The organism is Halomonas sp. GT (assembly GCF_002082565.1).
GTDB lineage: Bacteria > Pseudomonadota > Gammaproteobacteria > Pseudomonadales > Halomonadaceae > Vreelandella.
In genome coordinates, this window is the sequence record NZ_CP020562.1 from 3,244,078 (window position 1) to 3,270,046 (window position 25,969).

11 protein-coding genes are annotated in these 25,969 nt (G+C 50.6%); 2 read left to right on the forward strand and 9 right to left on the reverse strand.

The window, feature by feature from the left end:
• Positions 1–24 precede the first annotated feature (24 nt).
• Positions 25–591, reverse strand: a complete 567-nt coding sequence (gene ampD / locus B6A39_RS14925) for a 1,6-anhydro-N-acetylmuramyl-L-alanine amidase AmpD (RefSeq protein WP_083007925.1) — start codon at positions 589–591, stop codon at positions 25–27.
• A gap of 83 nt (positions 592–674) precedes the next feature.
• On the opposite strand from ampD, the gene nadC reads away from it, so the two are divergent.
• Positions 675–1,529, forward strand: a complete 855-nt coding sequence (nadC, locus tag B6A39_RS14930; RefSeq protein ID WP_083006945.1) for a carboxylating nicotinate-nucleotide diphosphorylase — start codon at positions 675–677, stop codon at positions 1,527–1,529.
• Positions 1,530–1,534: 5 nt separating this feature from the next.
• Here nadC and B6A39_RS14935 read toward each other — a convergent pair whose 3' ends face one another.
• Positions 1,535–2,080 carry a GNAT family N-acetyltransferase gene (locus B6A39_RS14935; protein WP_156886231.1) on the reverse strand — a complete coding sequence of 182 codons (546 nt, stop codon included), beginning with the start codon at positions 2,078–2,080 and terminating at the stop codon, positions 1,535–1,537.
• 106 nt (positions 2,081–2,186) lie between these two features.
• On the opposite strand from B6A39_RS14935, the gene tsaA reads away from it, so the two are divergent.
• Positions 2,187–2,921, forward strand: coding sequence for a tRNA (N6-threonylcarbamoyladenosine(37)-N6)-methyltransferase TrmO (gene tsaA, locus B6A39_RS14940; RefSeq protein ID WP_083006946.1), 735 nt, complete (start codon positions 2,187–2,189; stop codon positions 2,919–2,921).
• A gap of 18 nt (positions 2,922–2,939) precedes the next feature.
• Here tsaA and B6A39_RS14945 read toward each other — a convergent pair whose 3' ends face one another.
• From B6A39_RS14945 to B6A39_RS14975, 7 genes are all read right to left on the reverse strand, one after another.
• Positions 2,940–5,180, reverse strand: coding sequence for a CHASE2 domain-containing protein (locus B6A39_RS14945; protein WP_198036724.1), 2,241 nt, complete (start codon positions 5,178–5,180; stop codon positions 2,940–2,942).
• A gap of 46 nt (positions 5,181–5,226) precedes the next feature.
• Positions 5,227–6,534, reverse strand: coding sequence for a FecR domain-containing protein (locus B6A39_RS14950; protein WP_083006949.1), 1,308 nt, complete (start codon positions 6,532–6,534; stop codon positions 5,227–5,229).
• A gap of 52 nt (positions 6,535–6,586) precedes the next feature.
• Positions 6,587–7,504, reverse strand: coding sequence for an SH3 domain-containing protein (locus B6A39_RS14955; RefSeq protein ID WP_083006951.1), 918 nt, complete (start codon positions 7,502–7,504; stop codon positions 6,587–6,589).
• An 86-nt stretch (positions 7,505–7,590) separates the two neighbouring features.
• Positions 7,591–7,926 (reverse strand): DUF6447 family protein, encoded by a 336-nt coding sequence (locus tag B6A39_RS14960; protein WP_232318721.1) that lies wholly within the window; start codon positions 7,924–7,926, stop codon positions 7,591–7,593.
• A gap of 66 nt (positions 7,927–7,992) precedes the next feature.
• Positions 7,993–8,403: a hypothetical protein gene (locus tag B6A39_RS14965; RefSeq protein ID WP_083006953.1), complete on the reverse strand. Its 411-nt coding sequence runs from the start codon at positions 8,401–8,403 to the stop codon at positions 7,993–7,995.
• 96 nt (positions 8,404–8,499) lie between these two features.
• Positions 8,500–9,333 (reverse strand): OmpA family protein, encoded by an 834-nt coding sequence (locus B6A39_RS14970; protein WP_083006954.1) that lies wholly within the window; start codon positions 9,331–9,333, stop codon positions 8,500–8,502.
• An 11-nt stretch (positions 9,334–9,344) separates the two neighbouring features.
• Positions 9,345–25,508, reverse strand: coding sequence for a YadA-like family protein (locus B6A39_RS14975; RefSeq protein ID WP_083006956.1), 16,164 nt, complete (start codon positions 25,506–25,508; stop codon positions 9,345–9,347).
• Between the last annotated feature and the right edge of the window lie 461 nt (positions 25,509–25,969).

The window sequence follows — 25,969 nt, forward strand, 5'->3', positions numbered from 1 at the left end:
TTTTACAAGTTTATTAGCCCAGCGCTAAGCATCTAACTGTTGATAATAATAAGCCCAGTCAAAGGCTGGACCTGGATCAGTTTTACGCAGTGGAGCCACGTGGGCATGACCGGTAATGCGTGACTTATCCAGCTGTGGATAGCGCGCTATTAGCCACTGAGTTACCGCTACTAACCTTTGATATTGCGCTTTGGTAAAGGGGGTCACGTCATCACCTTCCAGTTCAATACCTACCGAAAAGTCATTTAGAGCTGTTCGCCACGCTTTTTGATACGGATCCAGCCAGCATGAACGCCCGGCATGCCAAGCGCGATGATCCGTATCAACAAACTGTAAGCATTCGCCATTGCGTCGAATCAAAAAGTGAGCTGATACTCTAAGATGCGCGATCTCAGCAAAATAGGGGTGATCTTCTGGCTCTAGCTGGTTAGTAAACAGCGCCTCAATGGCATCGCCACTAAACTGACCTGGCGGCAAACTAATAGCATGAATAAGTAGTAGCGAGACCTCATTTTTTGGGCGCAGATCGCAGTTAGACGATATCTTTTGCCTAGCGCTTGGCCACTGCCCCTTACCGATTGTTCTTTTCATAACAAACACGCTCTCCTCTACGTTGGCGCTCTCTTTCACTATAATGCCCAACACACCCAATAACGCCTAGAGAACGCATCGCCATGCATTATGAAAACGCTCTTGCCGAAGAGATACGCGCTAGCGCAGCCCGCCTATTGGCCGAGGACATTGGTCCTGGCGATATTACAGCGCAGCTAATCCCTGAGAACCAATGGGCAACCGCAACTATCATTACTCGGGAACCCGCAGTGCTCTGTGGTGTTGCCTGGGTCGACGAAATTTTTCGACGGTTAGATAGCCGCGTTACGCTACGTTGGCAGGCAGCAGACGGCGACTTTCTTCGAGCAGATCAATGCTTTTTAGAGTTAGAGGGGCCTGCGCGTAGCCTACTGACGGGAGAGCGCGCTGCCCTGAATATGCTTCAAACATTGTCTGCCACGGCTACTTCAACGCGACATTACGTTGATTTAATTGACGGTACTAATGTCCGCTTACTTGATACTCGTAAAACGTTGCCTGGTATGCGCCTAGCCCAAAAGTACGCAGTAACTTGCGGCGGCGGACACAATCATCGTATTGGATTGTGGGATGCATTCTTAATTAAAGAGAATCATATTGCTGCCTGTGGCGGCATTCAAGCAGCCGTTGCGCAAGCCCGTAAACTGGCAAGTGACCTGCCAGTAGAGGTAGAGGTGGAAACGTTTGAGGAGCTTGATCAGGCACTGGCCGCAGGAGCAGATATTATTATGCTCGATAATTTTGCTTTAGAAGACTTGCATGTAGCAGTCGAAATAAATGGTGGACGGGCAACGCTTGAGGCCTCTGGTAATGTCAGTGCATCAACATTGAAGGCAATTGCCGATACCGGCGTTGACTGCATTTCTAGCGGGGCACTTACCAAAGACCTGAAATCAATCGACTTATCGATGCGTATTACTCACACTTTTGACGTTTAATTTACTTAGGTTTCGACAGCGTTAAGCTTTTTGACTAAACGATAGCGTTTCAAAAGTTCACCACTTCGCTCTACCCACTGCTCGCCGAGGTTGGTAAAACCTCGGCGCAGCAATCGTTCATAAAGCACTGAGCTTGCTTCAATTTCTACACGCGACACGCCCTGCTCAAGCAACATACGTTCAGCGTGTATCAACAACGTGGTACCGATCCCACGTCCAGTCAGTGATGGCCACACATAAAGTGTCTCTATACGTTTAGCCGCAACGTCCAGCTCTAAAAACCCTACACATCGCCCATCACAGCTTGCAACTAACGTAGTATAAAGCATTTGCCTGGCCGCCCAGGCGCTTGCCTCACGTGGCAGTGCATTTGCCCAAGCTCGGCGTTCGTCGACACCATAGTGGGAAGCGGCGCCCTGCATCACAGCGTGATAAAACACCTCTGCTTGGTCAGCTGCATCGCGAGCAAACCCTTCACGATAGGTAATTCGTGGAGTAGGCACAGAAGGTGTTTGGCACGCGTTAGTACTTGTCACATTAGTACTTAGCATTTATTACAACTCCACTATTTATTTATCGCACCTTAACGTGTCAACACATCCCTATTGGATGCCTGACTACTTTATACTTCGGCTTTATTTACACGTAAGGTGTGTCATGCACGATATATTCGCAAATGAATCGTTTACCATCAATTCTATAGGTTACATTGAAAGCGATTATCCTGATAAGTTTGGCATTCCTCGCCAACCAGGGCTAGCGACAGCAGCGAAAGCGACGCTGGTATTAACGCCCCCTTTCAACACATCATTAAGCATTCGTGGACTGGAGGCATTTAGCCACTTATGGATCAGCTTTATTTTTCACTGTAGTCCTGAAGGGTGGGCCCCCCTTGTACGCCCTCCTCGACTGGGTGGCAACAAAAAAATAGGGGTATTCGCGAGTCGTAGCACACATCGGCCTAATCGTTTAGGTCTGTCGCTTGTTGAGCTAGTGGGTATTGATACGCACCACGGTGTACGTCTCTTGCTTAAAGGGGCAGATTTAATGACGGGCACGCCCGTAGTCGATATCAAACCTTACTTGCCTTGGACTGAAGCACACCCAAATGCACGCTCAGGCTTTGCCCCAACACCCCCCCCCTTCTACCCTGTAAAGTTCTCCTCAGCGGCCGAAACGGCGCTCGCCCAACGCGCAGATGCTAGTGACTTAAAGCAGCTGATTACCCAAGTGTTAGGCCAAGACCCACGCCCGGCCTACCACCATGGCCAAGCAGAACGGGAATATGGCATGCAGTTAAGAGATGTTAATATTCGTTTTCAAATACAACAGATACCTGAATCAGGCAACGTCGTTCATGTAATTAACATTCAAAAGATGATTAACAATTAATACTTGAAGAAAAATATATCAAAGCTCACAAGAAGGAAGCTTCATTGTAAACTGACTACCACTACCAAGCTCACTTTCACAGTGAATTTCGCCGCCATGCTTAGCTGCTACCGTTTTCACTAATGCTAGCCCTAGGCCGTGCCCTTCCGCCACGCCATCTTTATCGCTGCGGGTAAAGTCGTCAAAAATATCGTTAATCCCATCGGACTCAATACCTACGCCATTGTCAGAAACCTGCAGCACAACCCACTTATCCTGTCGATACACAAACACATTAACTTCGCCCCCAGAAGGCGTATACTTAACTGCATTTTCAATTAAGTTAAAGACCGCTCTTGCAAGATAGTTTTTGTCGCCCATCATCGGGGCGCCATCTTCATCTTTTAACTTGCTCACTATTTTAATATCTTTTACTTTCGCAAGTGGGTAAACTTGATCCAACACTTCCATAACAACATCTTCAAACAACAAAAACTCTTTTTTCAAGTCAAATGACTTGGCTCGCGTTAAATTAATAAAGTCATTAATCATCCCAAGCCCCATCGTGAGGCATTGTTCCAAATAACTATAGAAATTAGCCTGTGTTGCGGCCGACGTTGGATCTTTTTGGGCTTCTAGAAATGCTAGCGCTCTTGCCTGAGGAGCTTTCATATCATGTGACAAGAAGCTAAGCATACTCGATCGCTGTGCTTCAGCTTCTACTTCACTCGTCAGGTCAACCAGCCATACTAACCAGCCCCCAGCGGCACTATTCGTCTTTGTAGATAACTCTCCCATTTCAAGCCGGTACGTTCGCCCATCCCTGTCAGTACATAAGCCACCTATTTGAATGCCGTTGACGTCACTCATACCAGTTGGCTGGGGTGGCCATATAGTCGAAAAACCGTGTTTCTCTTCAAAAGTTAGAAAGGATGGCAAAGTATCAATGTGATCGATGGCATGCCCTCCTTCTTCCCAACAAATCGCCAATGCTTTCTTATTTGCTAGCAGAATTTCTCCCTTCTTATTTAGTATGAAGATAGGGAGCGGCAATGAGTGCATTGCATCTAATATAAATCGCCGCCCTTCTACAATTCGACTTAGCGCAAACTCAAGTGCTTGAGACTGCTGATAAAGCTTCCCACCCTCTCCTCGGATATCATCTGGCTCCCTAAATGGCAGGATAGATGGCTCTTGATATAACAATTCCAGCTCTCGCTTAAACCAAGACAGCAATGCTGCCTGGCTTTGCCAAACAATTGCAATGAAGGCGATACCCAATGCTATTAAGCTCGCAAAAGGGGGCCACCACCACCTAAAGCTCAGCGCCACTACAGAAACACACAACACTCCAGCACCGAGCGATAGCACCACTAATAATAAAAATCGAAATCTTAGCCACCAGGCCAATAGCATTAAGACTACAATAGGCAAACTTGCTAAAAATGCCCCTATCCAGCTGCCTACTTGGCGTATATAAGTTTCATTTCGTAGGGCATCGAGTAAGTGGGCATGTACTTCAACCCCTGGCATTAGACCAGAAGATAGTAACGATACATTATAACGATCGCCCAAACCAAGAGCGGTCATGCCCACTAAGACAGTGCGCCCCCTAAGTAAAGAGTCGGGAACATACCCCATTAATACATCATGGTAAGAAACAGTTGGATATGTGCCCGTCGGGCCTCGAAACGGTATTCTTATTGCCTCAGTTGGCCAGTTTGATACATTACGCTCTCCTTTATTCTCTTCATCCGCAAGAAGCGTCATGAGCTGTGGCCATACATCACCCCGGCGCTCAGTCAACAATTCCACCGACCGAGCCACGCCATCAGTATCAAGTACCACGTTGATATGCCCAACCCCCTTCGCGGCAGAGAATAATGGAGAAGGGGGGATTAAAATATCTCGTGTACTACCTTCCAATAAAGATTCAGAAAGCAGTGCCATTGGTAGATAAGTGCTGCCATGGCGACGCATTGCATTGGCAAGCCCCGCATCTTCTTCCGTTAGCCGACTTGGCTCAACGAGTAAGAAGTCCAACACAATGGATTGCACACCCGCTGCATTCAACTGATCAATCAGCCTTGTGTGAACATCTCTAGGCCAAGGCCAACGACCCAATGCTTGTAGACTGGGCTCATCGATCGCTACAACCAAAATATCGGCAGAGGGAGGCTCTGATTGCCTGGACAGCCAAGTGTCGTAAAAAAAATTATCAGACAGTAAGGGCGACAAACTATAAAGAAAAAAAGCAATGGGCAGTAGTAAACTGCCCATTGCACACCATGTCATCACAAACCGTCGGTGCAATGCTCTAGAAAGGCTACTGCCCTGAGTCATTTAGTGTTCCAGTGTCGAGAACAACCGTCATATCTGTACGTTCATCCAAACTGACTACACGCCAGAATATTTCGTTGCCAGGCAGACGACTCACCCTCAAAGGACCGTTATTTTGAGGTTCATAATCCAATAAAACTTTTGTAAATTCCTGATCAGCTGCTAATTGCAAACGGTAGTTTATTCGTGATCTATGGAGCCACTCGAATATCCAGGAGCCTTCTTCCTGCTTAACGGATACTCGATTACCATGATGATGAATAACGAAAATAGCGCTATCACCCTCAATACCAAACTCATCTATAGCGGCTATTCGCAAATGATAGAACCCCGAAGCAAGTGGGTCGAACTGTATTTGTCTGTTCTCAGATCGTTGATCACGTATTACCGTTAAAAAGTTTGGATCACTTGCTATTTGTGCTCTGTAAGCCTGCCCCTGCATAGGAGGCAAAATATCTATTTGTATGGCCTCATTTGACAGCGAAGTGATATCCACACCCTTTGGTGGTGGCAATAGCTGGACGACTTGAATGCCACCCGCTTCATCAATACGTGCGCCCTCACCTTCACTTATCGAGGCTTCTATAGTATCCATTCGGTTTTGAGCAACGACATTCCCTTCATAAACCGACGTTAGCAATATTTCATCTGAATAGCTTGCCCGAAAGTGAGTACCACGCACACCGAGCACGCCCGTATTTGTTTCTATATTGTATGCTCGCCTGCGCATCCGATTTGAAGGTACGTAAGACTCTATCTCTCCTTGCTCTAATTGAAACGTGATCCCCCTCTCCCCTTCACGCTTTAATACAATGCGTGAATTAGAGGGCACCACCGCCCTAGCCCCATCGCGCATTTGCACGGTCAGAACAGAGCCAGGGCCAGTTTGAATAACGGAATCAGCCTCAATGGTGTTGCCACTTTCTAAAAGGTTATCTCCGTTCTCTTCAACTAACCATACCTCTCCCGTGCGGTACAAAACTGTCAATGGAAAAGGATCGAAAGCACTCAGGTCCACCATGGTATCGGGCTGAAGCTTGAAGGGATCAGTGATCGCATTCAATTGCTGCAAAGCAGGCCATTCGTCAGGAGTTCCATAATAATATTCTGAAATATCCCAAAGCGTATCGCCTGGCATCACTTGATGGTGCGTATCAGATGCGTAGGAAAGCCCGCAAGTCAGTAAAAACACACCTCCAACAAAAACGCCTAAAAAACGTTGCAATAGCGACTTAGCCTTCAGATTACTCCCGCTGCTTCTTTTATTCATAACGCCACCAACTTTGATACGCATAGGCACGCTCAGCAATGTATTGTTCAAATAACACTAACTATTCATTAATAATTCATTCAATTAGCGTATTGGATATCCAACCTAAAGCGGGAGCATTGTCCTGTTGGAAGTAGATTTGGCTCCACCCATCCATGCTCCCTAGCACGTAAACAGTGGTGCCTTTTGTCAATGATGCAATACGTTCAAAATCTGTACTTGCTCCAGCGCGAATATTGACGCGCGTTCCAGCAATTTGCTTTTCTTCAAGATTAGACAAGCTGGCATTAATATTTTCTTTTGCTAGGTCATTGCCACCTTGGGCAGCCATAACGAACCAAAAAACAGCCCAAGCATGGTTACGCTCAACCCCGTGCCCCCTAGCATGCATTGCACCTAAATTATTTTGCGCGAACGGATCATTTTGCTTCGCAGCACGCTCATACCACTCAAACGCACGGTTATAACTTTGCTCTACTCCACGACCTGTTTCGTAAAGGCTTCCGATATTGTTCTGAGCTGCCACGTGCCCCTGCTCAGCAGCCAACTCAAACCATCTAGCAGCCAGCTCAGCATTTTCATCGACACCCTCGCCTTCTAAATACAATAAACCTAATTGAAATTGCGCAGCAGCATTGCCTGCCTCGGCAGCCCTCTCAAACCATTGCGCGGCTGATCCTGAGTCGCCATCAAGACGTTCAAGAAGATAAAGTTCAGCCAGTCTAACCTGAGCATCTGCGAGTCCATTATCCGCCGCAAGTCGATACCATTTGTAGGCTTCATCTAAGCTGGCACTAACGCCTTGGCCGCGCTCGAACATCATTCCTAGTGCAAACTGAGAATCCGAATTACCTCGTTCTGCAGCCGTACGCCACTCATGAATAGCGGAGGCATAATGACCACGCTGGTATTCGTCAAGCCCTGCCTCATAATCCGCACTGGCTAGCGTGCTAATCCCGACAATAATAAGGCTCAACCAGGGTAGCATCCTCATATTCAGGCCTTCCTTCACAAAAGCCCGATAGACTCTCGTCTACCGGGCGTTCAACAAAATTGAGCAATCTCACACAGCTTGCGAGATTACTTCACTGGCGTTACCGACTTAGTCACTTCTGCCAATATACGTGCATAAGTATTACGGGCAGTTTGTGTAATCGCCAATTGATCTTGTAAACGCTGTAGTTCTTGATCAGTTACTCGCAGGTTCTGAAGCTGTTCGCGTCCCTGCTGTCCCAGGCTTTCAAGCGTATACTCTTTACCATCTATCGTGACAGTTGGCTGCGATGCTTGTTCGCCAACAGCCACTGCTGATTCGCTCTCATTAGCAGTCACTTGTTTTTCGCTTTTGTTGGCTTCACTTTTACTAGTACTAGTCGCTCTACTTTTTACTGAACCTGACGTGCGCGGCTTGCTCATCAGAAATTACCTCTCAATCAATGTAAATTATCGTCAAATAATAAGAGTAATAATCTCAACACTACGTTAGGAATCTTCTTCGACTATTTCTTCTTCAGCTGCTTCAATAGCGTTACCATCTTCAGCTGGCGTTCCAATACGCTCATGAGTCAGCACACAAAGCACACCTGTGCGCGTATGTTGAATTTCAAAGTTTGTATCGCAGTAAAGAGCCATGGTATTAAGCACACGGTTTTCAAGTATTAGCGCGTTTTGCAAGTCACTTTCATTTATAGCCAAACGTGCCAGAAACATACCGCCTTCGGGGCACCCTAGTGCTTGTTCGTCACTTGCCGCCACACATACCGAGCCTTGATCCACAGACCTCTTAGCTGGCTCCTCTTGCTGTTCCGCCATCACCCCCATACTGAATACAGATAGACCAACTGCTACCGCGACTGCAGCAACGAACGTAGTGATATAGCCAACATATTTCATTATTCAAGTTCCTAATTTTTAGTTTTAAAAAGTAGGGATAACACTATACCCCTACTGTTAATAGTTATCTTTAGTACTAGCTGACTATATAAGCAACTAGTGAGTTGTCTCAGTAACCGTGATTTCTACTCTCCTATTAGGCCTCAAACACTCAGTGACACTGGGTGTTGCACTTACTCCTGGGCACTCAACAACAGGGTCAGCCATACCACGTCCAGCAGTCATAATATTTGACCGGCTAATTCCTTGATTCGCCATACGGGCACCTACCGTTTCAGCACGAGAGTTTGACAACGCTAGGTTATAAGCCTCGCTACCAAAGCGATCTGTATAACCGATTATCAACACACTTGGGCTTACAAAGTCATTTGTGATCGTTTGAGTTACCTGGTCAACGGCACGACGCCCCTCTAACGTTAGCGTGTCACTATCAAAATCAAACAACACATCGCCTGATAAGGTTAGCTTCTCCGCGCGCGGCTCAGCAGCAATCTCCTCTACTTCAATTGGCACTAGCAGTGCTGGACACTGTACGTCTCGCCAACGCGTGCTTTCTAACGCCATCTCATCGTCATAATGCACTTGGTATTGGCAGGTGATGTACTCATTGCCGTTACCCGTGTACAAGTTGAACACATAGTTCCACTCTCGAACGCCAAAGAACCCTTCCGAATAATGGGGATTTCCAATCAACTGGCGTACTTGGTCCTTCGTCTGGCTTTCCTGAATACGTAAAATGTTTTCAGGATCAACAAACTTGCCGCCGTCATACCAGTTACCCGCTAGTGCTGGAAAGCCATCTCCGGCGTCACGCAATTCGGTTCGGTCGTTATTAGGTGGGCTAGCGCAGCCCGTCAAAACGAGAACGGCGGCGATACTGGCGGCCCCGAGGGCCGCCTTGGTCATCATGCGATTGCTACGGTTGTTCACGTCGTTCTCCTTTACCAGTGCCAGCCAGCGCCAATACCTGCGCCGAAGTTGCTTTGCGAGTCGCCCGTCACCTTACCTTGGATAACCCAGCGGCCATTGTCGGACAGACGCGAGATCCCCACCGATACCGCCGACTCACCACCATAGGTACCAGCCCCCACACCGACCATGCTCTTACCGGGCATCCAGGCTTGTGGCACCGTGGAGGCGGCGATGGCACTGGCAGAGCCAGCATTGGCATTGCGCTCAACGCTGTCGATACGGCCATGCACGTTGACAATCTCGTTTTCAAAGCGACGGCCAAGATCATTCAACTGCCCCACGTTGACGGCATCGTCAGCATTGATGCCAGGCGCCACATTGGTGATGGTGGTACCTTCATCGCCTTTCAGGGTGATGGTGCTGTAGTCAACATTGCCGTCTTCATCACGGTCATAGTTCACCGCGCCGCGCTGAACCGCATCCAACTGACGAACGTTAACCGCATCAGTGGCTTGGGTACCGCCTGCCACGTTGGTGATCTGACGCTCATTCCCTTCACTACCCACAGAAACAGCACCCTGTGTGGAAGCAACAGATTCGTTGGAGAAGCGCTCACGTTCACCGTTCATGCCTTCACGGTCAGCAACAGAATCCGCACCAAGGGCAACGCTGCCGTCAGCCGTTGCTTGGGCACCGGCACCTGACGCTACGCTTCGATCGCCTGCCGCAACGCTGCTTGGCCCCATGGCGATGCTGTCAGCACCTTGTGGGTCTGCGGCAGGGCCGTCGCTATTGGCGCGGAAGTACTTGGAGCCCCCTTGTTCAATGTTGGTGATTTGGTTCTGCACATCCCATAGCTGGCTACCGTTCACGGCATCCGAGCTATTTTGCGCAATATCACCGGGGGCAACGTTGGTGATCTTCGTGCCGCCATCGCCTTCCAGGGTAATGGTGTTGTAATCAACACTGCCATCGTCGTTGCGGTCATATTTCACCGCACGGTCATCCAGGTTTGCCAGATCGTTGGTGATATTGCTGATATCGCCTTCAACAGTGGTGACGCGGTTGTCTAACGCACCGACCGCTTGGTTGGTGGCATACAATTGGCTGCCGTTAATCGCATCGGTACTCTCTGCCGAAATTCGGCCTGCTGCGACGTTCGTCACCGTACGTTCAGCCCCGACGCTACCAACGCTAACGGTGGCGACCGGAGAAGCCCCCGCAAACTGGTAGGTTTGACCCGCGATCTCTACCGAAGCGGTACCAACCGCAGCGGCAGTACGGGCGCCTTCCCCTAGCGCAACGCTGCCTTGATGTGAAGCAATCGCGTCGTACCCCATCGCCAATGCACGATCTGCCGAAGCGACGGCTTCGTAGCCAACAGCGGTGGAGCCTTGCCCTTGAGCAAAGGCATCACTCACAGTTAGGCCACTGTCGTTAGTGCGCACATAACGAATGCCACGGCCATTATTGGTCACATATTCATTACTAACGTCGCCAGTAACGTTAGTAACAATGCTTTCCAATTGATAAAGCTGCGAGCCATTAATAGCATCTTTACTATCTGCGGATACGTCACCATCAGTCACATTGGTGATTTTGTTATCACCCATGTCGATACCGTCACCGCTAATAGTCGGGCCACCTTCACCTACGGTAATGCTGTTGACGATTTTAAGATTATCATTCAGGGCCAGTTCCAGCGTTTCATCATCAGTCAGCTTGGTGATAATGTTGCTGTTACCTTCCTCATCAGTTTCTCCCAAGATGTCTAGACGGTCACCCAGACGGCGTTCAGTGTCATCACCCTCGTTGGCACCAAACGTTAGCGGCGTATTGGTAACTTCGTTAACCGAGTTATCAACATAGCTCTTATTGGTGATGTGGTTGTCTTCGGTGATATCGCCGTCGTAGGTGACATTACCTTCGTTGTTGACGAAGAAGTTGTCACCCAGGCGGGTCTCGCCTTGTACCGTCAGGTTCTCGTTCACCGTCATGTTGTTGGTAGTGACGCTGTCACCATCAATGAAGGTGTCGCCCACCGTTACGCTGTTGCCGATCTTGAGATCGTCATTCAGCGCCAGTTCGAGAGTTTCTTCATCGGTGAGCTTGGTGATGATGTTGCTATCACCTTCCGCATCTTCTTCACCGACGATGTCGAGACGGTCACCCAGACGACGATCCGTATCGTCACCTTCGTTGGCACCAAAGGTCAGCGGGGTATCGCCTAGCTCAGTTACGCTGTTATCAACGTAACTCTTGTTGGTGATATGCGTATCTTCGGTGATGTCGCCGTTATAGGTGACGTTACCTTCGTTGTTGACGAAGAAGTTGTCGCCCAGCTGCGTGGTGCCTTCCACCGTCAGGTTTTCGTTGATGGTGGTGTTACCAGCAACCGTCAGGTTCTCGTTCAGGAACGTGTCACCTTCAACAGTCAGGGTCTCATTCACCGTGACGTTATTGGTGGTAACGCTGTCACCATCAATCAGCGTTTCGTTAATCGTCAGGCTGCCGTCTTCACCCAGGTCGATGTTCTCGGCCAGCTGGATGTTGAGCGTGTCTTCACCATCTGCCACCACACCGATGTTGCCGTCGGTTAAGCCGCCTTCAGCACCACCTTTCACGTTGGTCTGCTCACCTAGGCGACGCTCGAAGGACTCGCCGCTGTCGCCAGCGAAGGTCAGCGGGGTATCGCCCAACTCAGTGACGCTGTTATCAACGTAGCTCTTGTTGGTGATGTGGTTGCCTTCGGTGATATCGCCGTCGTAGGTGACATTACCTTCGTTGGTTACGAAGAAGTTCTCACCCAAACGTGTCTCGCCTTCAACGGTTAAGTTCTCGTTCACCGTCAGGTTGTTGGTAGTAACGCTGTCACCATCAATGAAGGTGTCGCCCACCGTTACGCTGTTGCCGATCTTAAGATCGTCATTCAGCGCCAGTTCGAGAGTTTCTTCATCGGTGAGCTTGGTGATGATGTTGCTATCACCTGCAGCATCTTCTTCGCCTACGATGTCGAGACGGTCACCCAAGCGGCGCTCAGAGTCGTCACCTTCGTTGGCACCAAAGGTCAGCGGGGTATCGCCTAGCTCAGTTACGCTGTTATCAACGTAACTCTTGTTGGTGATATGCGTATTTTCGGTGATGTCGCCGTTGTAGGTGACGTTACCTTCGTTGTTGACGAAGAAGTTGTCGCCCAGCTGCGTGGTTCCTTCCACCGTCAGGTTTTCGTTGATGGTGGTGTTACCAGCAACCGTCAGGTTCTCGTTCAGGAACGTGTCACCTTCAACAGTCAGGGTCTCATTCACCGTGACGTTATTGGTGGTGACTTGGTTACCGTCGATCAGCGTTTCGTTGATCGTCAGGCTGCCGTCTTCACCCAGGTCGATGTTCTCGGCCAGCTGGATGTTGAGCGTGTCTTCACCATCTGCCACCACGCCGATGTTACCTTCGGTCAGGCCACCTTCAGCACCACCTTTCACGTTGGTCTGTTCACCTAGGCGACGCTCGAAGGACTCGCCGCTGTCGCCAGCGAAGGTCAGCGGGGTATCGCCCAACTCAGTGACGCTGTTATCAACATAGCTCTTGTTGGTGATGTGGTTGCCTTCGGTGATATCGCCGTCGTAGGTGACATTACCTTCGTTGGTTACGAAGAAGTTCTCACCCAGACGTGTCTCGCCTTCAACGGTTAAGTTCTCGTTCACCGTCAGGTTGTTGGTAGTAACGCTGTCACCATCAATGAAGGTGTCGCCCACCGTTACGCTGTTGCCGATCTTAAGATCGTCATTCAGCGCCAGTTCGAGAGTTTCTTCATCGGTGAGCTTGGTGATGATGTTGCTATCACCTGCAGCATCTTCTTCGCCTACGATGTCGAGACGGTCACCCAAGCGGCGCTCAGAGTCGTCACCTTCGTTGGCACCAAAGGTCAGCGGGGTATCGCCTAGCTCAGTGACCGAGTTATCAACATACTTCTTATTGGTGACTTGGTAGTCGTTGGTGATCTGGTCGGGCTCAACGTTGTAGATCGCTTCGTTGTTAACGACCGAGAAATCGTCACCTAGGAACGTGTCGCCATCAACCGTCAGGTTCTCGTTGATGGTGGTGTTACCCGCCACTGTGAGGTTCTCGTTCACCGTCAGGTTGTTGGTGGTGATGCTGTCACCATCAATGAAGGTGTCGCCAACCGTTACGCTGTTGCCGATCTTAAGATCGTCATTCAGCGCCAGTTCGAGAGTTTCTTCATCAGTGATCTTGGTGATGATGTTGCTATCACCCTCAGCATCCTGTTCGCCTACGATGTCGAGACGGTCACCCAGACGACGATCCGTATCGTCACCTTCGTTGGCACCAAAGGTCAGCGGGGTATCGCCTAGCTCAGTGACCGAGTTATCAACATACTTCTTATTGGTGACTTGGTAGTCGTTGGTGATCTGGTCGGGCTCAACGTTGTAGATCGCTTCGTTGTTAACGACCGAGAAATCGTCACCTAGATAGGTGTCGCCATCAACGGTTAGATTCTCGTTGATAGTGGTGTTGCCGCCAATGATCGTGTCGCCTGCAATCGTGGTATCACCAGCAACCGTTAGGTTCTCATTCACCGTGACGTTGTTGGTGGTAACGCTGTCACCATCAATCAGCGTTTCATTGATCGTCAGGCTGCCGTCTTCACCCAGGTCGATGTTCTCGGCCAGCTGGATGTTGAGCGTGTCTTCGCCGTCTGCCACTACACCGATGTTGCCATCGGTTAAGCCGCCTTCAGCACCACCTTTCACGTTGGTGTTCTCACCCAAACGACGCTCGAACGGGGTGCCACTGTCACCGGTAAAGGACAGCGGCGTATCGCCCAGCTCGGTCACTGAGTTATCAACATACTTCTTATTCGTGACTTGGTAGTCGTTGGTGATCTGGTCGGGCTCAACGTTGTAGATCGCTTCGTTGTTAACGACCGAGAAATCGTCACCTAGGAACGTGTCGCCATCAACCGTCAGGTTCTCGTTGATGGTGGTGTTACCCGCCACTGTGAGATTCTCGTTCAGGAACGTGTCGCCCTCAACGGTCAGGTTCTCGTTCACCGTCAGGTTGTTGGTGGTAACGCTGTCACCATCAATCAGCGTTTCATTGATCGTCAGGCTGCCGTCTTCACCCAGGTCGATGTTCTCGGCCAGCTGGATATTGAGCGTGTCTTCGCCGTCTGCCACTACACCGATGTTGCCGTCGGTTAAGCCGCCTTCAGCACCACCTTTCACATTGGTGTTCTCACCCAAACGACGCTCGAACGGGGTGCCACTGTCACCGGTAAAGGACAGCGGCGTATCGCCCAGCTCGGTCACTGAGTTATCAACATACTTCTTATTCGTGACTTGGTAGTCGTTGGTGATCTGGTCGGGCTCAACGTTGTAGATCGCTTCGTTGTTAACGACCGAGAAATTGTCACCTAGGAACGTGTCGCCATCAACGGTTAGGTTCTCGTTGATGGTGGTGTTACCCGCCACTGTGAGGTTCTCGTTCAGGAACGTGTCGCCCTCAACAGTCAGGTTCTCGTTCACCGTCATGTTGTTGGTGGTGATGCTGTCACCATCAATGAAGGTGTCGCCAACCGTTACGCTGTTGCCGATCTTGAGATCGTCATTCAGCGCCAGTTCGAGAGTTTCTTCATCGGTGAGCTTGGTGATGATGTTGCTATCACCCTCAGCATCCTGTTCGCCTACGATGTCGAGACGGTCACCCAGGCGGCGATCGGTGTCGTCACCCTCGTTGGCACCAAAGGTCAGCGGGGTATCGCCTAGCTCAGTGACCGAGTTATCAACATACTTCTTATTGGTGACTTGGTAGTCGTTGGTGATCTGGTCGGGCTCAACGTTGTAGATCGCTTCGTTGTTAACGACCGAGAAATCGTCACCTAGGAACGTGTCGCCATCAACCGTCAGGTTCTCGTTGATGGTGGTGTTACCCGCCACTGTGAGATTCTCGTTCAGGAACGTGTCGCCCTCAACGGTCAGGTTCTCGTTCACCGTCAGGTTGTTGGTAGTAACGCTGTCACCATCAATGAAGGTGTCGCCCACCGTTACGCTGTTGCCGATCTTAAGATCGTCATTCAGCGCCAGTTCGAGAGTTTCTTCATCGGTGAGCTTGGTGATGATGTTGCTATCACCTGCAGCATCTTCTTCGCCTACGATGTCGAGACGGTCACCCAAGCGGCGCTCAGAGTCGTCACCTTCGTTGGCACCAAAGGTCAGCGGGGTATCGCCTAGCTCAGTTACGCTGTTATCAACGTAACTCTTGTTGGTGATATGCGTATCTTCAGTGATGTCGCCGTTGTAGGTGACGTTACCTTCGTTGTTGACGAAGAAGTTGTCGCCCAGCTGCGTGGTTCCTTCCACCGTCAGGTTTTCGTTGATGGTGGTGTTACCGCCAATGATCGTGTCGCCTGCAATCGTGGTATCACCAGCAACCGTTAGGTTCTCATTCACCGTGACGTTGTTGGTGGTAACGCTGTCACCATCAATCAGCGTTTCATTGATCGTCAGGCTGCCGTCTTCACCCAGGTCGATGTTCTCGGCCAGCTGGATGTTGAGCGTGTCTTCGCCGTCTGCCACTACACCGATGTTGCCATCGGTTAAGCCGCCTTCAGCACCACCTTTCACGTTGGTGTTCTCACCCAAACGACGCTCGAACGGAGTGCCACTGTCACCGGTAAAGGACAGCGGCGTATCGCCCAGCTCGGTCACTGAGTTATCAACATACTTCTTATTCGTGACTTGGTAGTCGTTGGTGATCTGGTCGGGCTCAACGTTGTAGATCGCTTCGTTGTTAACGACCGAGAAATCGTCACCTAGGAACGTGTCGCCATCAACCGTCAGGTTCTCGTTCACCGTCATGTTGTTGGTGGTGATGCTGTCACCATCAATGAAGGTGTCGCCAACCGTTACGCTGTTGCCGATCTTAAGATCGTCATTCAGCGCCAGTTCGAGAGTTTCTTCATCAGTGATCTTGGTGATGATGTTGCTATCACCCTCAGCATCCTGTTCGCCTACGATGTCGAGACGGTCACCCAGACGACGATCCGTATCGTCACCTTCGTTGGCACCAAAGGTCAGCGGCGTATCGCCTAGCTCAGTGACCGAGTTATCAACATACTTCTTATTGGTGACTTGGTAGTCGTTGGTGATCTGGTCGGGCTCAACGTTGTAGATCGCTTCGTTGTTAACGACCGAGAAATCGTCACCTAGATAGGTGTCGCCATCAACGGTTAGATTCTCGTTGATAGTGGTGTTACCGCCAATGATCGTGTCGCCTGCAATCGTGGTATCACCAGCAACCGTTAGGTTCTCATTCACCGTGACGTTGTTGGTGGTAACGCTGTCACCATCAATCAGCGTTTCATTGATCGTCAGGCTGCCGTCTTCACCCAGGTCGATGTTCTCGGCCAGCTGGATGTTGAGCGTGTCTTCGCCGTCTGCCACTACACCGATGTTGCCATCGGTTAAGCCGCCTTCAGCACCACCTTTCACATTGGTGTTCTCACCCAAACGACGCTCGAACGGGGTGCCACTGTCACCGGTAAAGGACAGCGGCGTATCGCCCAGCTCGGTCACTGAGTTATCAACATACTTCTTATTCGTGACTTGGTAGTCGTTGGTGATCTGGTCGGGCTCAACGTTGTAGATCGCTTCGTTGTTAACGACCGAGAAATCGTCACCTAGGAACGTGTCGCCATCAACCGTCAGGTTCTCGTTGATGGTGGTGTTACCCGCCACGGTGAGATTCTCGTTCAGGAACGTGTCGCCCTCAACGGTTAGGTTCTCGTTCACCGTCAGGTTGTTGGTGGTGATGCTGTCACCATCAATGAAGGTGTCGCCAACCGTTACGCTGTTGCCGATCTTAAGATCGTCATTCAGCGCCAGTTCGAGAGTTTCTTCATCGGTGAGCTTGGTGATGATGTTGCTATCACCTTCCGCATCTTCTTCACCGACGATGTCGAGACGGTCACCCAGGCGGCGATCGGTGTCGTCACCCTCGTTGGCACCAAAGGTCAGCGGCGTATCGCCTAGCTCAGTGACCGAGTTATCAACATACTTCTTATTGGTGACTTGGTAGTCGTTGGTGATCTGGTCGGGCTCAACGTTGTAGATCGCTTCGTTGTTAACGACCGAGAAATCGTCACCTAGATAGGTGTCGCCATCAACGGTTAGATTCTCGTTGATAGTGGTGTTACCGCCAATGATCGTGTCGCCTGCAATCGTGGTATCACCAGCAACCGTTAGGTTCTCATTCACCGTGACGTTGTTGGTGGTAACGCTGTCACCATCAATCAGCGTTTCATTGATCGTCAGGCTGCCGTCTTCACCCAGGTCGATGTTCTCGGCCAGCTGGATATTGAGCGTGTCTTCGCCGTCTGCCACTACACCGATGTTGCCGTCGGTTAAGCCGCCTTCAGCACCACCTTTCACATTGGTGTTCTCACCCAAACGACGCTCGAACGGGGTGCCACTGTCACCGGTAAAGGACAGCGGCGTATCGCCCAGCTCGGTCACTGAGTTATCAACATACTTCTTATTCGTGACTTGGTAGTCGTTGGTGATCTGGTCGGGCTCAACGTTGTAGATCGCTTCGTTGTTAACGACCGAGAAATTGTCACCTAGGAACGTGTCGCCCTCAACAGTCAGGTTCTCGTTCACCGTCATGTTGTTGGTGGTGATGCTGTCACCATCAATGAAGGTGTCGCCAACCGTTACGCTGTTGCCGATCTTGAGATCGTCATTCAGCGCCAGTTCGAGAGTTTCTTCATCGGTGAGCTTGGTGATGATGTTGCTATCACCCTCAGCATCCTCTTCGCCTACGATGTCGAGACGGTCACCCAGGCGGCGATCGGTGTCGTCACCTTCGTTGGCACCAAAGGTCAGCGGGGTATCGCCTAGCTCAGTGACCGAGTTATCAACATACTTCTTATTGGTGACTTGGTAGTCGTTGGTGATCTGGTCGGGCTCAACGTTGTAGATCGCTTCGTTGTTAACGACCGAGAAATCGTCACCTAGATAGGTGTCGCCATCAACGGTTAGATTCTCGCTGATAGTGGTGTTACCGCCAATGATCGTGTCGCCTGCAATCGTGGTATCACCAGCAACCGTTAGGTTCTCATTCACCGTGACGTTGTTGGTGGTAACGCTGTCACCATCAATCAGCGTTTCATTGATCGTCAGGCTGCCGTCTTCACCCAGGTCGATGTTCTCGGCCAGCTGGATGTTGAGCGTGTCTTCGCCGTCTGCCACTACACCGATGTTGCCATCGGTTAAGCCGCCTTCAGCACCACCTTTCACGTTGGTGTTCTCACCCAAACGACGCTCGAACGGGGTGCCACTGTCACCGGTAAAGGACAGCGGCGTATCGCCCAGCTCGGTCACTGAGTTATCAACATACTTCTTATTCGTGACTTGGTAGTCGTTGGTGATCTGGTCGGGCTCAACGTTGTAGATCGCTTCGTTGTTAACGACCGAGAAATCGTCACCTAGGAACGTGTCGCCATCAACCGTCAGGTTCTCGTTGATGGTGGTGTTACCCGCCACGGTGAGATTCTCGTTCAGGAACGTGTCGCCCTCAACGGTCAGGTTCTCGTTCACCGTCAGGTTGTTGGTGGTAACGCTGTCACCATCAATCAGCGTTTCATTGATCGTCAGGCTGCCGTCTTCACCCAGGTCGATGTTCTCGGCCAGCTGGATATTGAGCGTGTCTTCGCCGTCTGCCACTACACCGATGTTGCCGTCGGTTAAGCCGCCTTCAGCACCACCTTTCACATTGGTGTTCTCACCCAAACGACGCTCGAACGGGGTGCCACTGTCACCGGTAAAGGACAGCGGCGTATCGCCCAGCTCGGTCACTGAGTTATCAACATACTTCTTATTCGTGACTTGGTAGTCGTTGGTGATCTGGTCGGGCTCAACGTTGTAGATCGCTTCATTGTTAACGACCGAGAAATCGTCACCTAGGAACGTGTCGCCATCAACCGTCAGGTTCTCGTTGATGGTGGTGTTACCCGCCACGGTGAGATTCTCGTTCAGGAACGTGTCGCCCTCAACGGTTAGGTTCTCGTTCACCGTCAGGTTGTTGGTGGTGATGCTGTCACCATCAATGAAGGTGTCGCCAACCGTTACGCTGTTGCCGATCTTAAGATCGTCATTCAGCGCCAGTTCGAGAGTTTCTTCATCGGTGAGCTTGGTGATGATGTTGCTATCACCTTCCGCATCTTCTTCACCGACGATGTCGAGACGGTCACCCAGGCGGCGATCGGTGTCGTCACCCTCGTTGGCACCAAAGGTCAGCGGCGTATCGCCTAGCTCAGTGACCGAGTTATCAACATACTTCTTATTGGTGACTTGGTAGTCGTTGGTGATCTGGTCGGGCTCAACGTTGTAGATCGCTTCGTTGTTAACGACCGAGAAATCGTCACCCAGGAAGGTGTCACCCTTCACTGTGGTGTCACCTTCAATCGTCGTATTGCCCGCTACATTCAAGTTTTCGGTGACGTCGACGTTAGTGAACTCGACATCATCTGCGGTAGCAACCGTGATATCAGTACCAGTACGCGTGATATCGATGTTCTTGCCATCAATGAACTGAACGGTAGCGTTGGGTGCCACATTGGTCGCAACATCACCATTGGTCTGAACATTCCACCCAGCGCTGGCAACATCATTTACTGCCTTCAACTGACTAACGTTGACTGCATCTGTATCTTCTGCACCAGCGGCAACGTTGGTGATACGACGCTCATTATCTACACTGCCGACAGAGATCTCACTATCTGCTGAAGGTGCTGCAACCGCAGCCGGGTTGCCATTAACATCCAGTGGCTGGTAAGCCGCCGTGCTCAGCGTGCTGCCATCGGCAACAGAGCCAGAACCTAACGCAACATTCTTATTACCCTGCGCGGAAGCACCATTACCAATGGCAACAGCTTCTACACCACCATCAAACATATCGGTTGAAGCTTGCGCTCCTGAGCCAATGGCAATTGATTGATTGCCACCAGCTAAGGCATTTGCTCCCACTGACACCTGATTTCGACCAACGCTTGCTGTACGCGCACCGTCACCTACAGCGACAGAGGAGTTGCCATCAGAGACAGCATTAGTACCCGCCGCCAGGGCGTTGATGCCAGTCGCGCCGTCATTATCATAGTTGCCTTGCTGAATGCCGTTATCGTTAACGCTGTAGTAGTGAGTTTCAATGCCATCGACATACTGCTTATTAACAACGGAGTTATCGTTATTAATCGGGCCGTCGTAAGTTACTTCGTTGTTGACCACCGAGAAGTTGTCACCAAGGAAGGTATCGCCCGCAACATTTAGGTTCTCGGTGACGTCGACATTGGTGAACTCGACATCATCTGCAGTAGCGACTTCGATGCTATTACCCGTACGGGTGATGGCAATGTTCTGGCCTTCACTGAAGTCAGCAGTTTCACCTGGAGCGATGTTCTCGCCGGTCGCTTCGCCGTTCGCAGTGAGATCCCAACCTTTGTTAGCCACGTCACTAACGTCGGTAAGCTGATCAACGTTCACGGCGTCAGTGCCGTTAACACCCGGCGCAACATTGGTGATGGTGGTGTTGCCCGCATCAATGCCAGTGTTAGTGATGCTCGGGCCGCCAACGATGGTCAGGCCATCGTTGTTAACGGTGGTGTCGCCCATAACAACGCTACCGTTGGTACCCAGATCAACGGTCTCGGCCAGCTTGATATTGAGCGTATCAGTGCCATCAGCCACCACACCGATGTTGCCATCGGTCAAACCGCCCGTTGCACCGCCTTTGACGTTGGTAGTGTCGCCAAGTTGGCGATTAAACGGCGTTCCACTATCACCATCAAAATTAATACCGTCATTGATAGCATCGGTGTTGTTGGTGATATTGGTGGTGTTGTTCGCGATATCACCAGCGTTATTGGCGATATTGGTCGTGTTGTTGTCTACGTTTTGATTGGTCGCGAACAGCTGGCTACCGTTAACGGCGTCACTGGAAGTATCGCTAATTTCACCATCTGCCACATTGGTGATCTTGTCACCGCCAACATCCAGACCATCAGCGGTGCTGGTGATAATGGTATTGTTGGTGGCATCGCCGATCGTTACCTGAGTGAACTCAACATCGTCAGCGGTGGCAACGTTAATGCTCTTGCCATTACGCGTGATGGCAATGTTCTTGCCTTCCTGGAAGTCAGCAGCGTCGCCTGACGCAATCGTCTCACCAGCAGCACCTTCGCCGTTAGCGCTGAGAATCCATTCACCACCATCGCCACCTATAGCGTTAACGGTATAAATTGTCTTACCAGTCGCCGCATCGGTAACAGATGTTACCGTGGTATTTGTGCCTTCCTGAACTTCCGTCAGTTGTCCAACATTGGCGACATCACCCGGGTTGGTACCCGCCGCCACGTTGGTGATCTGGTTGCCACCCATATTAACGATCGTGTCCGCCTGCAAGGTCAGGCTGTCACCAATGGTGGTGCCACCATTCAGAGAGGTAGGGCCATTCACGGTGAGCGAGTCATTAATCGTGACATTATTGACATCCAGGTCATCGCTGAGCGCAATAACAAGGGTCTCTTCATCCGTTACTTCAGTGCTGAGATTGGCGTTGCTGGTGACGATATCCAGACGCTCACCTAGCTTACGGTCTGTAGTGCCAGTATCACCACCAAAAGTGATCGGGGTATTCGCTAGCCCGCCCACTTCGCCATCAACATAGGTCTTGTTGGTGATGTGGTTCCCTTCGGTGATCGCGCCATCGTAGAAAGCTTCGTTATTAACGACCTTGAAGTTGTTACCTAGGAAGGTGTCACCTTCAATCGTCGTATTGCCCGCTACATTCAAGTTTTCAGTGACGTCAACGTTGGTGAACTCGACATCATCTGCGGTAGCAATCTTGATGCCGCCATTTTCAGCAGTCAGTGCAATGTTATTGCCTGTGATAAAATCGGCGTTGTTGTCATCCTTGCTCAGAGTTTTAACGTCTGCCCCATCGATCTGGGTGACAACTGTCTGTAACGATGAATCAGCTAAATCAAGACTATCTTTGGATGCTTGGCTCAAATCCACTGCATAGTCAGTAACATTGTTAGCATCGGGGCCTGCCGGTGTGACACTGACCGCTGTTGAACCTTCGCTGACCGATGCACCGTTAGCATTCACCGTATACGTTGTGCCGCCGTCAGCGTTGTCCGTTACGGCTACATCTGTAATGTTAGTACCTGCTTCAACCTTAGATTGCGAAGCAATTAACTGGCTAACGTTAACCGCGTCATCCAGCTCAGTGCCAGCAGCAACACTAGTAATTTGTCGGCTACCCACATCAACGGCAGCCTGCTGTGCAATAGTACCGCTAATATTGGCAGCGTCTGTACCTGTTGCGCCGAAAGGAACGTAACCTGCTACGCCAGAATCTGTGTCCGCGAAGGAGTTTGCCCCAAGCGCAACACTATTTGCCAAGGTCGCTGTTGCATTGGCCCCCATAGCAATAGCGCCTCGAGCGGCTGCTTCCGAACGTGCACCAATTGCTGCAGCATCTAACGCTGAAGCAGTTGAATTAATACCTGTTGCAATCGCATTCTGGCCTGAGGCTGTAGCTCTACGGCCAACAGCCACTGCACTATTTCCCGTGCCCTTAGCGTATCCACCAAACGCGATACCAAAGTTTTGTTGTACTCCGGTTTCAGCTTCATAACCGATCGCAATTGAACCTGCAGTATCTGTAGTAGCTCGCGTACCGATTGCAATTTGCGAACCACCCAGTAAAGGGCTGGCATCAGGTGCAGGGGATACGACATTGTTCGTAAATGCGTCGGTACCAACTGAAATATTATCAACTTGAGTTGCCTGCGCACCATTGCCCACAGCAATAGCGCGTTCAGCTGTAGCTGTCGAATTAGTGCCTAATGCACTTGAAAAAGCACCCGTTGCAGTTGCCGTGTGGCCATAAGCAGAAGCATTGTTACCGCTTGCAGTACTAAACTCACCAAAGGCTTGGCCGCCATTACTAGCATTCGCACCAGTACCTACCGCCCAGGAGCCAGTTGCCACGGCACCACGGCCGATGGCGCCGGTATCAACGCCCGACGCAATACTGTCTTTACCAATCGCGATTGCATTTGTAGCCGAGGCTTCTGCGTTATTACCCACTGCAACTGTGTCTACGGCGCTCGCATCAGCGTACAGCCCCATCGCAATAGAATTTTCGCCCCGAGCTTCAGCCAAGCTGCCTAATGCAATACTATCGTTCTCCATGGCACGAGCATCAAAGCCTTGAGCAATGGCACCACGCCCATCAGCAATTGCAGGCGCGTAAGCAGCTGGGGAAATGGCAATTGATACGTTTCCTGTTGCCTGTGCACCTGCACCAATCGCGGTTCCCGTACTCACTTCCCCATCAACGTCACCTGGCCCACCTGCTACTGCGTCGAAACCAATAGCAGTACCTGCTAGCGCTTTTGAGCCAGCTCCAACCGCCGTAGTCGGCAGATCGTCTTCTAATTGATAACCATTTGGATTACTAGCACCATCAAGTGCTTTGGTGCTAACCTTATTCCAACTCGCCGTAGCAGCATCGCCAATCGCAACCGAACGATTTCCTTTTGCGTGAGCAGCTGTACCAATGGCAACCGATCTATCTCCTTCGGCATGGTTCATTGCACCTATAGCTGTTGAATATTTTCCTTGAGCCAGAGATGCAGCACCCACTACTGTGGAGCCTATTTCATAACCAATGGACGACGTACCCACCACTGTCGACCCAGTTTTTCTCGCCTGAGACTTCAGATATCCGTCATTGCCTCCCATAGTAAGAGGATCAACGTCATCAAGAGCGCCTTGATAGGACCAGCCTTTATCGGCCAGATACTGAGTTAGCTCATTGTCACCGATGAAGTTTCCATCTTCATCATAGCTCATAAGATCATCACCACCGATCACAACAGCTCCACTACCTAACGCACTGGTATCGTTGCCTATCGCGGTTGACTGCGAACCAGTAGCGCGAGCTCTTGAACCTAAAGCAAGGGCTTGATCAGCACCTGCGTAAGACTGCCCTCCAAGAGCAACAGTAGAGTTGTTACCAAAACCATCACCAGGATCAACTGTTTTCGCATAGCTATCGAAGCCAATGGCAATTGCGTTGTTACCATCTGCCAACGCATTCTTACCTGTGGCAATAGCTTCAGCCCCCTCAGCCCTAGCCCCATCGCCAACAGCTACGGAACTGTTACCTTCTGCGCTGGCTTTAGTCCCCATAGCGATGGCGTCATCACTCAACGATTGCGCATGAGCACCCAGTGCAATAGCACGCGCACCTTCCGCTTGGGTTCTCTTAAGCTGATCGTCCTGATAGCTCAAGAATTTATCATTGTCACTGCCAATGGCGATCGCCTGATCACCTAACGCCGTCGCAGAGGTACCGAAGGCTATAGCAGATTCTCCTTCTGCTACTGAAACGCGACCAATAGCATTGGCATGACGACCAATGGCAGCGGCTCCCCAACTCACCGCTAGGCCACCTATTCCTTTCGTTACCGCAGCATTGCCCAGCGCCATGCCCGCATCATCGCTATCGGCCAAGTGGCCGATAGCGATACCTCTAACAATTGACTTAGAATGCCTGCCAATAGAAATACCGCCTTCGGTATACGCCTTATCACCCATGGCAACGCCAAAGGTGCTAAGTTGGTTACCACCATTAGCATCCATGTAATCCTGAGCAACGGAATTTTTTAGTGGGTCAGCAAACTGCTCTATGACCCTAAGATTTCCAACAGATTCGACCGCTACTCGCGCATTAGACCCAATGGCGACAGACCTTTCCCTCTCTGTTATTGCACCGGCACCAATGGCCGTCGACCAGTCGTGGCAGGCTTGGGCATTCTGCCCTATGGCAATCCTGATGTTACTGGTACCGCCAACGCAATCCGTACCCCCAGCCCACCCAACTGCCCGCGCCTCTGGCGCGACCAGCACCAGGGAACCTGCGGCGAGTGCCACAACAACAAAGACTGGTTGCAGTAGCCCAGGAATACGAGAGGCGGCTTCCGGTACCGGCAACTGACCGACCACCCCTTGCCGCGTAGCCGCTTTATCGCGGCTACGTGCCGCTTCAGATGTCACCACCAACCGGCCAAGAGTACGGTTCCAGATTAGGCGAAATACGTTATTCATTTGCTGAGAACTCCACTAACCATTCAATGAGGAGGCGCTTTCGCCTCACACAATTTTTCCCTTGGCCATCTCGGTGCGATGTTGAAGCTCAGGGAGGACTCCTAACCTGGGGCAACATCATTCCGACTGGGCAACCGTTGAGTGCCATCACGCAGTGAAAAATGCTCGTAGCACTACGCAAGGCAGACAAACGGCGTCCACAGATACTCTTAAACCTCTGTGTATAAACACAGAGACTTACGAATACCGTTCAAGGCATTTATTTAGTGGATACATTCTCTTACTTAGATAAGCGCTAACTCAACACACAGTTATTATTGTTAATATTCAAACAGCAAAACCAATCCGCTCTGACAAGAGTTTTAATTTACTTAATTTTATAATTAACATTTTTAAACACTTACCTCAGCAAACGTTATGCAAAACGCTCATGACCCCAGATCTTCATATCTTTATAAAAA

What these genes read in the sequence shown, in the direction of transcription:
- B6A39_RS14950 (WP_083006949.1), bottom strand. Translation starts at nt 6,534, where the DNA reads ATGCGTATCAAAGTTGGTGGCGTTATGAATAAAAGAAGCAGCGGGAGT.
- B6A39_RS14935 (WP_156886231.1), bottom strand. Translation starts at nt 2,080, where the DNA reads ATGCTAAGTACTAATGTGACAAGTACTAACGCGTGCCAAACACCTTCT.
- B6A39_RS14955 (WP_083006951.1), bottom strand. Translation starts at nt 7,504, where the DNA reads ATGAGGATGCTACCCTGGTTGAGCCTTATTATTGTCGGGATTAGCACG.
- ampD (WP_083007925.1), bottom strand. Translation starts at nt 591, where the DNA reads ATGAAAAGAACAATCGGTAAGGGGCAGTGGCCAAGCGCTAGGCAAAAG.
- B6A39_RS14965 (WP_083006953.1), bottom strand. Translation starts at nt 8,403, where the DNA reads ATGAAATATGTTGGCTATATCACTACGTTCGTTGCTGCAGTCGCGGTA.
- B6A39_RS14975 (WP_083006956.1), bottom strand. Translation starts at nt 25,508, where the DNA reads ATGAATAACGTATTTCGCCTAATCTGGAACCGTACTCTTGGCCGGTTG.
- tsaA (WP_083006946.1), top strand. Translation starts at nt 2,187, where the DNA reads ATGCACGATATATTCGCAAATGAATCGTTTACCATCAATTCTATAGGT.
- B6A39_RS14960 (WP_232318721.1), bottom strand. Translation starts at nt 7,926, where the DNA reads ATGAGCAAGCCGCGCACGTCAGGTTCAGTAAAAAGTAGAGCGACTAGT.
- B6A39_RS14945 (WP_198036724.1), bottom strand. Translation starts at nt 5,180, where the DNA reads ATGGGCAGTTTACTACTGCCCATTGCTTTTTTTCTTTATAGTTTGTCG.
- nadC (WP_083006945.1), top strand. Translation starts at nt 675, where the DNA reads ATGCATTATGAAAACGCTCTTGCCGAAGAGATACGCGCTAGCGCAGCC.